Origin of the sequence: Nocardia sp. NRRL S-836, from assembly GCF_001279525.1 — a bacterium.
Lineage (GTDB): Bacteria > Actinomycetota > Actinomycetes > Mycobacteriales > Pseudonocardiaceae > Lentzea.
In genome coordinates this window covers 139,050-150,968 of sequence record NZ_LGDY01000091.1, presented here as the reverse complement: position 1 = coordinate 150,968, position 11,919 = coordinate 139,050, and the positions used below count along the sequence as shown (strand labels likewise).

Annotated in this window: 16 protein-coding genes and 1 pseudogene; 5 read left to right on the top strand and 12 right to left on the bottom strand. The window is 70.1% G+C overall.

The features are described from left to right. Nucleotides 1–85: 85 nt before the first annotated feature. The 3 genes from nusB to ADL03_RS11595 are packed head-to-tail and all read right to left on the bottom strand — an operon-like array spanning nt 86 to nt 2,184. Entirely contained in the window at nt 86–505 is a 420-nt protein-coding gene (nusB, locus tag ADL03_RS11605) for a transcription antitermination factor NusB (RefSeq protein WP_053733377.1), read from the bottom strand. A gap of 5 nt (nt 506–510) precedes the next feature. Next, a complete protein-coding gene (gene efp, locus ADL03_RS11600; protein ID WP_053733376.1) occupies nt 511–1,077 on the bottom strand; it encodes an elongation factor P in 567 nt (188 codons plus the stop codon). Between the two features lie 30 nt (nt 1,078–1,107). After that, a complete protein-coding gene (locus ADL03_RS11595; protein ID WP_053733375.1) occupies nt 1,108–2,184 on the bottom strand; it encodes a Xaa-Pro peptidase family protein in 1,077 nt (358 codons plus the stop codon). Between the two features lie 35 nt (nt 2,185–2,219). On the opposite strand from ADL03_RS11595, the gene ADL03_RS11590 reads away from it, so the two are divergent. Beyond that, nucleotides 2,220–2,624 carry a B-4DMT family transporter gene (locus tag ADL03_RS11590; RefSeq protein WP_157528487.1) on the top strand — a complete coding sequence of 135 codons (405 nt, stop codon included), beginning with the start codon at nt 2,220–2,222 and terminating at the stop codon, nt 2,622–2,624. On the opposite strand, the gene ADL03_RS11585 is transcribed toward ADL03_RS11590, so the two are convergent. Next, a complete protein-coding gene (locus ADL03_RS11585) occupies nt 2,610–2,987 on the bottom strand; it encodes a VOC family protein (RefSeq protein WP_053733373.1) in 378 nt (125 codons plus the stop codon). The genes ADL03_RS11590 and ADL03_RS11585 overlap by 15 nt on opposite strands. A gap of 77 nt (nt 2,988–3,064) precedes the next feature. On the opposite strand from ADL03_RS11585, the gene ADL03_RS11580 reads away from it, so the two are divergent. Continuing rightward, on the top strand, nt 3,065–4,051 hold the full coding sequence (locus tag ADL03_RS11580; protein ID WP_157528485.1) for a hypothetical protein: 987 nt from the start codon (nt 3,065–3,067) through the stop codon (nt 4,049–4,051). A gap of 3 nt (nt 4,052–4,054) precedes the next feature. On the opposite strand, the gene aroQ is transcribed toward ADL03_RS11580, so the two are convergent. The 7 genes from aroQ to ADL03_RS11545 all read right to left on the bottom strand — a co-directional run bounded on the left by aroQ (nt 4,055) and on the right by ADL03_RS11545 (nt 8,625). Further along, a complete protein-coding gene (gene aroQ / locus ADL03_RS11575) occupies nt 4,055–4,489 on the bottom strand; it encodes a type II 3-dehydroquinate dehydratase (RefSeq protein ID WP_053733371.1) in 435 nt (144 codons plus the stop codon). Next, complete coding sequence (gene aroB / locus ADL03_RS11570; RefSeq protein ID WP_053733370.1) at nt 4,486–5,598, bottom strand: 3-dehydroquinate synthase; 1,113 nt, start codon at nt 5,596–5,598, stop codon at nt 4,486–4,488. The genes aroQ and aroB overlap by 4 nt, the downstream gene beginning before the upstream one ends. Continuing rightward, a complete protein-coding gene (locus ADL03_RS11565) occupies nt 5,595–6,101 on the bottom strand; it encodes a shikimate kinase (protein ID WP_053733369.1) in 507 nt (168 codons plus the stop codon). Before ADL03_RS11565 ends, aroB begins: the two co-directional genes overlap by 4 nt. Next, nucleotides 6,098–7,297 (bottom strand): chorismate synthase, encoded by a 1,200-nt coding sequence (aroC, locus tag ADL03_RS11560; protein ID WP_053733950.1) that lies wholly within the window; start codon nt 7,295–7,297, stop codon nt 6,098–6,100. The genes ADL03_RS11565 and aroC overlap by 4 nt, the downstream gene beginning before the upstream one ends. Before the next feature lie 13 nt (nt 7,298–7,310). Beyond that, a complete protein-coding gene (locus ADL03_RS11555; RefSeq protein ID WP_053733368.1) occupies nt 7,311–7,763 on the bottom strand; it encodes an A24 family peptidase in 453 nt (150 codons plus the stop codon). A 173-nt stretch (nt 7,764–7,936) separates the two neighbouring features. After that, nucleotides 7,937–8,392, bottom strand: a complete 456-nt coding sequence (locus ADL03_RS11550; RefSeq protein ID WP_053733367.1) for a PTS glucose transporter subunit IIA — start codon at nt 8,390–8,392, stop codon at nt 7,937–7,939. After that, complete coding sequence (locus ADL03_RS11545; protein WP_053733366.1) at nt 8,389–8,625, bottom strand: glucose PTS transporter subunit EIIB; 237 nt, start codon at nt 8,623–8,625, stop codon at nt 8,389–8,391. The genes ADL03_RS11550 and ADL03_RS11545 overlap by 4 nt, the downstream gene beginning before the upstream one ends. Before the next feature lie 111 nt (nt 8,626–8,736). On the opposite strand from ADL03_RS11545, the gene ADL03_RS11540 reads away from it, so the two are divergent. From ADL03_RS11540 to ADL03_RS48340, 3 genes are read left to right on the top strand one after another with little or no spacing between them, the layout of a single operon-like run. Further along, complete coding sequence (locus ADL03_RS11540; RefSeq protein ID WP_053733365.1) at nt 8,737–9,492, top strand: GntR family transcriptional regulator; 756 nt, start codon at nt 8,737–8,739, stop codon at nt 9,490–9,492. Further along, nucleotides 9,489–10,835 carry a PTS transporter subunit EIIC gene (locus ADL03_RS11535; protein WP_053733364.1) on the top strand — a complete coding sequence of 449 codons (1,347 nt, stop codon included), beginning with the start codon at nt 9,489–9,491 and terminating at the stop codon, nt 10,833–10,835. The genes ADL03_RS11540 and ADL03_RS11535 overlap by 4 nt, the downstream gene beginning before the upstream one ends. Before the next feature lie 33 nt (nt 10,836–10,868). Next, nucleotides 10,869–11,135, top strand: coding sequence for an HPr family phosphocarrier protein (locus ADL03_RS48340; protein WP_197288325.1), 267 nt, complete (start codon nt 10,869–10,871; stop codon nt 11,133–11,135). A 222-nt stretch (nt 11,136–11,357) separates the two neighbouring features. Here ADL03_RS48340 and ADL03_RS49530 read toward each other — a convergent pair. After that, nucleotides 11,358–11,849 (bottom strand): annotated as a pseudogene (locus tag ADL03_RS49530) (phosphatase PAP2 family protein); the annotation flags it as partial. Nucleotides 11,850–11,919 lie beyond the last annotated feature (70 nt).

Below are 11,919 nucleotides of genomic sequence, written 5' to 3'. Positions count from 1 at the left end.
TGCGGGGCGAGCGGCCGTGCGCCGAACATGTGGCGTGCCGTGGGACGCTGCCGGATGAGTCACGGCACCGTCGCGCGGCACACCGCTAGAGAACCGCGCGCAGCCGGTCCGCGATGACCGCGATCCGGCCGAGCACTCCGTTCACGAACCGCGGCGAGTCGTCGGTGGACAGACCCTTGGCCAGCTCCACGGCCTCGTCAATCGCTACCGCGTCCGGCACGTCGGCCGCCCACAGCAGCTCGTACAGGCCGATCCGCAGCACCGCGCGGTCGACGGCGGGCATGCGCTGCAACGTCCAGCCCTCGGCGTGCTCCGAGATCAGGTCGTCGATGCGGGCGCGGTGGGCGGCGACGCCCTCGACGAGCGTCACCGTGTAGTCGTTCACCGGGGGGACGTCCGGCGAGCCGACGCGTTCGGCCAGCAGCGTCACCGGGTCGGTGCCCAGCAGGTCGGCTTCGTAGAGGAAGTCGACCGCGCGCTTGCGGGCCTTGCTGCGAGCACCCATCAGGCTTACTTGTCGCTGATGCGGCCGAGGTAACGGCCGTCGCGGGTGTCGACCTTGATCTTCTCACCGGTCGTGACGAAGAGCGGGACCTGGATCTCGGCGCCGGTCTCCAGGCGGGCGGGCTTGGTGCCGCCGGTGGAGCGGTCGCCCTGCAGGCCCGGGTCGGTGTGCTCGATGACGAGCTCGACCGAGGTCGGGAGCTCGATGAACAGGGGCACGCCCTCGTGGACGGCCACGACCGCCTCCTGGTTCTCCAGCAGGAAGTTGGCGGCGTCGCCCACCGTCTCCGCCGGAACCGGGATCTGGTCGTAGGTGTCACCGTCCATGAAGATGAAGTCGGTGCCCTCCTTGTACAGGTAGGTCATGCCGCGCTTGTCGACGGTGGCCGTGTCGACCTTCGTGCCCGCGTTGAAGGTCTTGTCGACGACCTTCCCGGTCAGCACGTGCTTGAGGGTCGTGCGCACGAAGGCGCCACCCTTGCCGGGCTTGACGTGCTGGAACGCGGTGACGGTCCAGAGCTGGCCGTCGAGGTTCAGCACCAGGCCGTTCTTCAGGTCGTTCGTGGTGGCCACGGTGGGATTTCTCCTGTGTTGGACTGGGTGTCAGACGACCACGAGTTCCTTCGTGGTCAGGGTGAGGAGCTCCGGGCCGCTCTCACGGACCACGAGGGTGTCCTCGATGCGGACCCCGCCCCTCCCTGACAAGTAGACGCCAGGCTCGACGGTGACCGCCATACCGGCCGAAAGTGTACCGGCACCCACCTTCGACAACGCCGGTGCCTCGTGGATCTCCAGGCCGACGCCGTGACCGAGGCCGTGCAGGAACTCCTCCCCGTGCCCGGCCTTCTCGATCACCTCGCGCGACGCGTGGTCGACCTCGCTCACCTTCACACCGGGCTTGAGCGCACCGCGCCCGGCTGCCTGCGAGCGCGCGACCAGGTCGTACAGGTCGCACTGCCAGTCCGCGGGCTTGCCGAGCACGAGCGTGCGGGTCATGTCCGAGTGGTAGCCGTCGACGAGCGCGCCGAAGTCGAGCTTGATGAAGTCGCCCGCGTGCAGCGTGGCGTCCGTCGGCGAGTGGTGCGGCACCGCCGAGTTCGCGCCGAACGCCACGATCGACGAGAACGACGGCCCCTCCGCGCCGTGGTCGAGCATGCGACTCTCCAGCTCCCGCGCGACCTCGCGTTCGGTGCGCCCGGCCCGCAGCCCGCCGTGCCCGATCAACGCCGCCAGCGCCCGGTCCGCCGCCGCGCACGCCATCCGCAGCGCCTCGACCTCGGCGTCGTCCTTGACCAGCCGCAGCTTCTCCACCAGGCCACCGGCCCTGACGAGCTCCGCCTTCTCGGCCGCCCGGCCCAGCGCGTCCAGCCCGTCGACCGTGACGTGGTGGCTCTCGAACCCGAGCCTGCCCTTCGCCCGCTTGGCCAGCGCGAGGTCGCACGGCCGGTCGATCGACCGCTCCAGGTCCGGCACCTGCCTGGCCGACTGGGTCAGATAACGCCCATCGGTGCAGAACACCGTCTTGTCGTCACCGCTCGCGTCGACCAGGACGGCGGCGTTCGACCCGGTGAACCCCGTCAGGTAGCGGACGTTGAGCAGGTTCGTCACGAGGAGCGCGTCCAGGTCCGTGGCCTGGAGCTCCCGGCGCAGTGCGGTTCGGCGTGCGGCGTACGACGACATGCCTCGCAGCGTACGGCCAGTTCTAAGCTGTCCGCATGCGTCCTTGGTTCGCCCGTGCGTTGTGGATGGGGCTCCTGCACGGAGCCGTGCAGACCGGCGTCGCCGCCGTCGCGGTCCGCAGCCCCGAGGCGACCTCGGTCGGCCCGATCGCGCTGGGCCTCCTGGTGGCCGCCGCCGTGCTGTGGGGCGCGGTCGACACGCTGCGCGACCTGCCCTCGCGCGGCATGCAGTGGTTCATCGCCGCCCTGGTCGCCGGTCCGTTCGCCGGGGCGCTGGGCGTGATCGGCTCGGCGCTGCTGGTCGACCAGACCGGGCAGGAGGCGCTGTGGGTCGCGCTGACAGGCGGGGCGGCGTTCACGGCGTTGCTGATCCTGGCGCCGGCCGGGCTCGGGATGCTGCTCGGCGGCCTGCTGGCGCGGAAGTCGTCAGTCAGCGACTAGCTCGACCTCGAAGCCGTCCTCGTTTTCGAGGAACGCGGCGTAGTGGTCTTCGCCGCCCGCATGTGGGTGCTTGTCCTGGAACATCAGGTGCCAGCCGTTGCGCTGGGCCTCTGCGGTGAGGCGGTCGACGGTTTCTCGCGCCCCCGCGTGCAGGGCCAGGTGGTTGAGGCCGGCTTTCATCCGATCGTGTGGACCGGTGAGGGCCGGGGACTGCTCGACCACGACGTAGGTGCGGTCGAGTTTCCAGCTCACGCCTGCTGGCCAGCGTTGGTGCTCGGTCCAGCCGAGGGCGGGGAAGAGCCAGCCGAAGGTGGCTTCGGCGCGGGCGAGGTCGGGGACCCAGAGCTCGACGTGGTGAAGCACGGGTGGTCCTTCCCATGTCAACGAATTGACCAATTTTGAGTACCGCCGATCGGGTGGTCTACCCATAGCATTCGGTCATGCCACGCGATATCACTCGCAACGAAGTCTCGGGCAATGGCCATGGTGTGGTGCTGCAGACGAACAACATCGGCACGGTCAACCTCACCACTCATGCGACGCCTACCGGTAACAACGCTCCGCCACAGCGTGAAGCTATAACCGATGCGCAGAAGGCGTCCGGTGGAGGCCTCCTACTGGTTCTGCTGGTGATCGCCGGCCTTCTCTACTCATGCGACACGAGCACGGGGAACGTGCGGGACGTCGCGTTCCCCGACGAAGAAGGCTCCCAACCCGCAGGCGTGGGCGATAGCACCGTCGCGGCGCTGGTGGCTGACAAGCTGCGGCAATGCGCGGCCGAAGTGGTGCTCTCCCCCGCGAACTGCCCTCAGAGCGGATCGGTCGCCGCCGCGCACAACGTGCGCTGGGAACTTGTCGGCGATCCCGCTGACGGCATGCACGTGGTGTGGCACAAGGACAAGTTCTTCGCACGCGGTACCGCGGTCATGACTCTCACCTATGACAGTGCCATCGGCCCTGGCGCTGAGACCAAGCCGTTCCACTTCCAGACTGAACTGCATTGGCAAGGGTCGGCCTCACGTGTGGACGACATCTACCGGCCACGGGTCACCCCGTCCACCGGGACTATCTCGAAACGCCGGTTCCAACTGCCCGAGCGCGACGTCGTGGACGCGGTCCGAGCCGGCTTCACCTCGTGTGTCGGCAGCGCATCAGCTCCCATGCCTGCCGGCTGCCCGCGCACCGCCTCCACGCCATCAATCACCGGCGCCACATGGCGGCTCAACTCTGATCCCGTGACGAACTGGCGCATCGAAGAAGACTCGACGTTCGGCATCGTCCGCTTGACCGCCAACTACTCAGCGAGCTTGCGCCTCCGCAGAAGTACCAGTGCCTCTGCACCCTTGTACACGCAGGACGGACCCTATGTGGCAACTCTGGTCCGTACGGGAGACAGCGCGCGGCTGCTCGACATCCGGCACAAGTGAGCGCTATTTCGGCTGTTTGAGCGACAGCCAGCGCAGGGCCAGCAGGTAGCCGTCGACGCCGAGGCCGGCGATGACGCCGTTCGCCACCGCCGAGACCACGCTGTGGTGCCGGAACTCCTCGCGCTGATGGATGTTCGAGATGTGCACCTCGACCAGGGGCGCGGTGAGCTGGGAGCAGGCGTCGCGCAGGGCGATGGAGTAGTGGGTCCAGGCGGCGCCGTTCAGGACGACCGGGGTGGAGGCGTCGGCGGCCTCGTGCAGCCAGTCGACCATCTCGCCCTCGTGGTTGGTCTGGCGGACCTCGACCTCCAGGCCGAGGTCGCGGCCCTCGGTCACGCACAGGTCCACGAGGTCGGCGTGGGTGGTGCTGCCGTAGATGAGCGGCTCGCGGGTGCCGAGGCGGTTGAGGTTGGGGCCGTTGAGGACGAGGACCTTCACAGCAGCACCGTTCCGCCGGACCTGGGCTGGGGCTCCGCGGCGACGGCGGAGTAGGCGGCGGCGATCAGGGCTGGGTCGGGGCCTTCGAGGCGGCCGGGTTTGGCCAGGCCGTCGAGGACCACGAAGCGCAGGACGCCGGCCTTGTTCTTCTTGTCGACCTTCATGCCCTCCATGAGCTGCGGGAGGGCGTCGGGGTCGTAGGTGGTCGGCAGGCCGAGGGACTGCAGGACGGCCTTGTGGCGGTCGGCGGTCGCGTCGTCCAGGCGGCCGGCGAGGCGGGCCAGTTCGGCGGCGAAGACGAGGCCGACGCTGATCGCGGCGCCGTGGCGCCAGCGGTAGCGCTCGCGGCGTTCGATGGCGTGGCCGAGGGTGTGGCCGTAGTTCAGGATCTCGCGCAGGGAGGACTCGCGCAGGTCGGCGGAGACGACGTCGGCCTTGATCTGGATCTTGCGGCGGATGAGCTCGGCGAGCACGTCGCCGGTGGGGTCCAGGGCGGCCTGCGGGTCGGCCTCGATGAGGTCGAGGATGACCGGGTCGGCGATGAAGCCGCCCTTCACGATCTCCGCCATGCCGGCGATGAGCTCGTTGCGCGGCAACGTCTCCAGCGTCGCGAGGTCGACGAAGATCACCTCGGGCTCGTAGAACGTGCCCACGAGGTTCTTGCCGGCGTCGGTGTTGATGCCGGTCTTGCCGCCGACCGCGGCGTCGACCATGCCCAGCAGGGTGGTCGGGATGTTCACCAGGCGCACGCCGCGCATCCAGGTGGAGGCGACGAAACCGGCCAGGTCGGTCACCGCGCCGCCGCCGAGGCCGACGACGACGTCGGAGCGGGACAGGCCGATCTTGCCGAGCACGTCCCAGCAGAAGCCGGCGACGGCGAGGTCCTTGCCGTCCTCGGCGTCGGGCACCTCGACGCGGTGCGCGTCGATGCCCGTGGCCTTCAGCTCGTCGACCAGCACCTCGGCCGTGGCGGCCAGGGTCGGCTGGTGCACGATCGCGACCTTGGCGGTGCCTTCGAGGTGCGCGACGATCTCGCCCAGCAGACCGCGGCCGATCACCACGAGGTACGGCTTCTCGGCGTTGACCTCGACGGTCAGCGGCTCGGTCATTCCCCAACTCCCTTGATCACCGCGTCGGCCACCTGCTCCGGTCCGAGGGCGTCGGTGGCCACCTCGATCGTCGCGACCTCGCGGTACAGCGGCAGGCGCGCGTCGAGCAGCGCCTTGAACGTCGCGCGCGGGTTCACGCCCGACAGCAGCGGCCGCGCGGACGACAGCCCGGTGCGGCGCACCCCCTCGGCCATGCCCACGTTCAGGAACACGACGGTGTGGTCGCGCAGGCGCTCGCGGGTCGTGGCGGACAGCACCGCTCCCCCGCCCAGTGCCAGCACGCCCTCGTGTTCGACCAGTGCCTTGGCGACTGCTTCCTCTTCCAGCGCGCGGAAGACGGGTTCGCCGTCGTCGGTGAAGATGTCCGAGATCGGCTTGCCGGCCAGCGCCACGATGTCGGCGTCGACGTCGCGGAACGGCAGCCCGAGCCGGGCGGCCAGCAGCTCGCTGATCGTGGTCTTGCCCGCTCCGGGCGGCCCGACCACGACGAACTTCGGGCTCACAGGCCCTCCCAGCGGGCTTCCAGCGCCTTGAGGTAGGCGTGCGCGTTGCGGCGGGTCTCGTCCAGTGAGTCGCCGCCGAACTTCTCCAGCGCGGCCTCCGCGAGCACCAGCGCCACCACGGACTCCAGCACGACGCCGGCGCGCGGCACGGCGCACACGTCCGACCGCTGGTGGATCGCGACCGCGGCCTCACCGGTGCGGACGTCCACGGTGGACAGTGCGCGCGGGACGGTCGAGATGGGCTTCATCGCCACGCGCGCACGCAGGACCTCGCCGTTGGTGATGCCGCCTTCGAGGCCGCCCGCGCGGTTCGACCGGCGCGTGACGCCGACCGGGCCGCTGCCGCGGTCGATCTCGTCGTGCGCCTGCGACCCCCAGCGCTTGGCCGAGGTGAACCCGTCGCCGATCTCCACGCCCTTCATCGCCTGCACGCCCATCAGCGCGGCGGCCAGCCGGGCGTCGAGGCGCCGGTCCCAGTGCACGTGCGACCCGAGACCCGGCGGCAGCCCGTAGACGAGCACCTCGATGACACCGCCGACGGTGTCACCGGCCTCCTTCACGGCCTCGACCTCGGCCACCATCGCCTCGGTGCCGCGCGGGTCGAAGCACCGCGTCGGCGACTCGTCGATCGCGGTCAGGTCGTCCGGCGTCGGCAGCGCCGCGTCCTCGGGCGTCTCCGCCTTGCCGATCGACACGACGTGGCTGAGGACCTGCACGCCCAGCAGCTGCTGCAGGAACTGCCGCGCCACGGTGCCCAGCGCCGTGCGCGCCGCCGTCTCCCGCGCCGACGCGCGTTCGAGAACGGGCCTGGCCTCGTCGAACCCGAACTTCTGCATGCCGGGCAGGTCGGCGTGCCCCGGCCGCGGCCGGGTCAGCGCCTCGTTGCGGCCGGTCGGCTTCAACAGGCTCGGATCGACCGGGTCGGGCGACATGACCGTCTGCCACTTCGGCCACTCGGTGTTGCCGATGGTGACGGCGATCGGCCCGCCCTGGGTCTTCCCGTGGCGCACGCCGCCGAGGATCTCGACCTCGTCCTGCTCGAACCCCATCCGCGGCGAGCGACCGAACCCGAGCCTGCGCCGCCCCAGCTGGGCGACGAGGTCCTCGGTGGTCACCTCCACGCCGGCGGGCATGCCCTCCAGCACAGCGACGAGGGCGGGGCCGTGTGACTCTCCAGCGGTGATCCAGCGCAGCACGTTCACAATCCTTTCACAGCGTCGTCAAGGCCCAGGTGGCAGCCAGCAACCCCGGTCCGTGCGGCACCCGCCGCGCCCCGCGCACGGCCGCGACGCCGAGCGTGACCAGACCGGACAGCGTCGCCGCAGGTAAGAGCGCCGAGACCGGCAGCACCGCGCCGAGCCCGAAGGCGAGCTTGACGTCACCGCCGCCCATCGCGGCCGGTCGCCACCGCCGGATCGCGAGATGAGCGCCACCGAAGACCGCCGCCGTGAGCACCGCTGCTCCCAGCCTGTGGAACTGCAGGGCCAGCAACGTCACCGCGAGCGGCAGGGTGAGCGCGTCCGGTAGCCGCTGGCACCGCAGGTCGACCGCCGCGAGCACGACGCCGAACGCCGCCAGCACGTACGACGAGGGCGGCGCGTCGCAGAGGTCCGCGACCGTCCACAACGCCCCGAGGGCGAGTGCGAGCAGGAACGTGGTCATGCGTCCACGGTGACGGCCACCCGGCCCGGCACCAAATCCGGACCTGTCGTGAACGGTCCATTCACGCAGACCTGTCCGGGACGCGGGACGAGCGCCGGAAAGTCCAACGCCACCACACCGGACGGTGTGGTGGCGTTGGACCGAACCGCCCCGCCGGCCGGCGGGGCGCGCGCTCAGCGGGACCAGTCGAACAGCGTGTCGTTCTCCACCACGTCGACGTCCACCGCCGGGTCGCCCAGCGACTCCGCCGTCGCGTCCAGGGCGATGACCGGGCAGATCGGCGCGAACCCGGCGGCCTCGACCTCCGCCGGGTTCCACGTCACGATCCGCTGGCCGGCCCGCACCTGCTCGCCCTTGACGACGTGCAGCTCGAAGCCCTCACCCTTGCGCTTGACGGTGTCGATCCCGAGGTGCACCAGCACCGCGGCACCGTCCGCACCGGCGACGACGAACGCGTGCGGGTGCAGCGTCACGACGGTCCCGTCGAGGGGGGACACGACGTCCGCGACACCGCGGACCGGCTCGACGGCCACGCCGGGGCCGACCATCGCCTGCGAGAAGACGGGGTCCGGGACGGCGGAGAGCGCGACCACGCGACCGGCGACGGGGCTGCCGACGCGGACGCTCACAGGAGGTCCTCGATGTCCGACGCGATGGTGTCCGCCTCGGGGCCGACGATGACCTGCACGACGTCACCGGACTTGATCACGCCGTGGGCGCCGGTGGCCTTCAGAGCCGCCTCGTCGACGAGGGCGCCGTCCTTGACCTCGCAGCGGAGACGGGTGATGCAGGGCTCGATCTCGATGATGTTGTCGGCTCCGCCCAGTGCGGCAAGGATCGCTTCCGGCCTGTTGTCAGCCACGTTCGTACCTCTCGTTCCCGTAACAGCGGTTGACACCAACTCTGTGCGCGGAGCATTCTCCCGCACCAACTGGTCTAGACCGGAAAGTACCACTAGCGAGGAGGTGAGCGGGTGCACGAGATCGTGGACGGGCCCAAGCCCAAGCACGCACAGCTGCGCGAGATCCTGCGCCGCCTCGCCGAGCACGACCTCGCGCCGGGCTCGCCCATCCCGTCCGAGCGCGACCTCGCCGAGCGGTACGGCGTCTCCCGCATCACCGTGCGGGCCGCAGTGGGCCAACTGGTCGCTGAAGGCCTGCTCACACGGGCCAAGGGGCGGGGCACGTTCACCGCTCAGCGGCGCTACGACCTGCAGCTGCACCTGACCTCGTTCACCTCGGACATGGTCACGCGCGGGCTGGAGCCGAGCACCGAGGTCATCAGCTGCGGTGAGGGCGTTCCCGGTGGTGAGGCGGCGCTCGGGCTCGACGCCGACGAGACCGCTTACCGCGTCGTCCGGCTCCGCAGGGCCGACGGGGCGCCGCTGGCGCTCGAACGCGGCTGGTACAGCCCGCACGTGCTGCCCGAGCTCGACCGGTGCGACCTGTCCGGGTCGCTCTACGAGATCATTGCGGCGCGCTACGGGGTCCAGCTCGACCACGCGCGGCAGACCGTGTGGGCCGAGACCGCCGACGGGGAGACCGCGAAGGCGCTCGAGGTCCGCAAGGGCAGCCCGCTGCTCGTGTTCCGCAGGGTCGCCAGCTCGCAGGGCCGGCCGACCGAAGACGTGACGTCCTGGTACCGGGGCGATCTCTACCAGGTGACCATGCAACTGGACCGGACCGTCCCGGGTTCCGGACCGAACTCCGCCAAGGGAGGTACCACATGAGCGCCAGCGCCCCAGAGGCGACCGGCGGTCGCGGGATCAAGGGCCTGGCGGGTGTGCAACGGTTCGGTCGCAGCCTCATGCTGCCGATCGCCTCGCTGCCCGCCGCCGCACTTCTCCTGCGTCTCGGCCAGCCCGACCTGCTCGGCAAGGAGGGTCTGGGCTGGAACCAGGTCGCCGCCGTCATCGGCAACGCGGGCGACGCCCTGTTCGCCAACCTGCCGCTGCTGTTCGCGGTGGGTGTCGCCATCGGGTTCGCCCGTCGTGGTGACGGTTCGACCGCGCTCGCCGCCGTCGTCGGCTTCGTGGTCACCCAGGCCGTCTTCAAGGCGATGTCGCCATTGGTGCTGGAGGTCGCGGCAGACCCCGCCAAGCAGCAGCAGATCAACTACTCGGTGCTGACCGGCATCGTGGTCGGTCTGATCTCCGCAGTGCTGTGGCAGAAGTACCACCGCATCAAACTGCCCCCGTACCTCGCGTTCTTCGGTGGCCGCCGGTTCGTGCCGATCATCGTCGCGGGCGTCATGATCCCGGTCGCGGTCGTCATGGGCCTCATCTACCCGTGGTTCAACAAGGGTCTGCTCGCCATCGGCGAGTTCGTCTCCGGCAGCACGATCGTCGGTGCCGGCATCTACGGCACGGTCAACCGCCTGCTGATCCCGCTGGGCCTGCACCACATCCCGAACACGTTCGTGTGGCAGGTCTTCGGCGAGTACAAGGTGGGTGACGCCACCAAGACCGGTGACATCCAGCGGTTCTTCGCCGGTGACCCGACCGCGGGCACGTTCATGTCCGGCTTCTTCCCGATCTTCATGTTCGCGCTCCCCGCCGCGGCGCTGGCGATCATCCACACCGCCCGGCCGTCGCAGAAGAAGATCATCGCCGGCATCATGGGCTCCGCGGCCCTCACCTCGTTCATCACGGGTGTCACCGAGCCGCTCGAGTTCGCGTTCATGTTCGTCGCCTGGCCGCTGTACATCATCCACGCGGTCCTCACGGGAACCTCGCTCGCGATCACCAACGCGCTGGGTGTCAAGGACGGCTTCGGCTTCTCCGCCGGTGCGATCGACTACCTGCTCAACTTCAACATCGCGACGAGGCCGTTGCTGATCATCCCGATCGGTCTCGTGTACGCGGCGATCTACTACTTCCTGTTCCGGTGGGTCATCACCAAGTGGAACCTGAAGACGCCGGGACGCGATGATGACGAGTCGCCGGAGGCCGACGAGAGCATCGTCGGCGGCAGCGGCGACACCGCGGTGCGCGAGAACGCGGCGGCACGCGAGAACGCCGCGGCGCGGGAGAGCACGGCGGTGCGCGAGAAGCGCGCCCAGCGCGAGCAGTAACCAGGACAACCAGCTCTACCGGGAGGAACCATCATGGCCGAGCGACGGGTCACCGTGGCCAGCAAGGTCGGACTGCACGCCCGACCGGCCGCTCTGCTGGCGAAGGCCGCCGCCGACCAGCCGGTGGCGGTCACCATCCGCAAGGACGGCGGCGAAGCCGTGGAGGCGTCGAGTGTGCTGGGACTCATGACCCTCGGCGCCATGCACGGTGACGAGGTGGTGCTCAGCGCCGATGGCGACGGAGCGGACGCTGCTCTCGACGCCATCGCGGAGCTGATCGCCACCGATCACGACGACTGAGTCGGCCGCGTCGACCGAGTCGGGACGATCGGGTCGCGGGCGGCCTGCCGGCAGGACCGGCAGGCCGCTCGCGGTCCACCCGAAGTGCAGCACCACGAGCGCGGTGACCACGGCCGAGAGCGTCGAGGGCGTGGCCGCCGGGTACGTGACCATCCACCACACCCCGCCCAGTGCCACGGCGGGCGGCACGAGCAGTCCCGCGGTCCACCTGCGCAGCACCAGGAACCCCAGGGTCGTGACCAGCAACGCCGCGCCGAGCGTGTCGCTGAACCGGTGCCAGCCCAGCGACACCGTCTCCGCGGCCACCGCACCCGCGCCCAGCGCTCCCGGCACCGCCACGAGCAGCGCGAACCGCTTGGGCACCGCCACCACGACCGCGACCACGGCCGCCACTGCAGCCGTCGTGTGTCCACTCGGGAAGCTGTTGTGCACCAGCACCGCGTCGTCGTCGAGCGGCGGCCTGGTCAGCACGTAGAGCTTCAGCAGCTGCGCCAGCAGCACCGACCCGCCCAGCACGAGCAACGGCGGGAACGCCTTCCTGCGGGCGATGAGCACCACCAGCACGGCGGCCACGACGATCACCACGTCCACGTCGGACGCCCACGACCGTTGCAGCGACAGTTCCGGCAACGCCGCGTTCTCCGCCTTCTGCCCGAAGGACGTCCAGACGAGCGCGAAGTACGTGAAGAGGAATCCCAGCAAGCTTCCGGCCATGGCTTCGATGCTGCGCAGGCCGCGCGATGGGAAGGTCCGCGCAATGTCATGGTTGCGCTACAGAAGCGGC

Coding starts and splice junctions, on each gene's coding strand:
- nusB (WP_053733377.1), bottom strand. CDS start 505: ATGGGTGCTCGCAGCAAGGCCCGCAAGCGCGCGGTCGACTTCCTCTAC.
- ADL03_RS11595 (WP_053733375.1), bottom strand. CDS start 2,184: ATGTCGTCGTACGCCGCACGCCGAACCGCACTGCGCCGGGAGCTCCAG.
- ADL03_RS11590 (WP_157528487.1), top strand. CDS start 2,220: ATGCGTCCTTGGTTCGCCCGTGCGTTGTGGATGGGGCTCCTGCACGGA.
- ADL03_RS11580 (WP_157528485.1), top strand. CDS start 3,065: ATGCCACGCGATATCACTCGCAACGAAGTCTCGGGCAATGGCCATGGT.
- aroB (WP_053733370.1), bottom strand. CDS start 5,598: ATGACCGAGCCGCTGACCGTCGAGGTCAACGCCGAGAAGCCGTACCTC.
- ADL03_RS11555 (WP_053733368.1), bottom strand. CDS start 7,763: ATGACCACGTTCCTGCTCGCACTCGCCCTCGGGGCGTTGTGGACGGTC.
- ADL03_RS11535 (WP_053733364.1), top strand. CDS start 9,489: ATGAGCGCCAGCGCCCCAGAGGCGACCGGCGGTCGCGGGATCAAGGGC.
- ADL03_RS48340 (WP_197288325.1), top strand. CDS start 10,869: ATGGCCGAGCGACGGGTCACCGTGGCCAGCAAGGTCGGACTGCACGCC.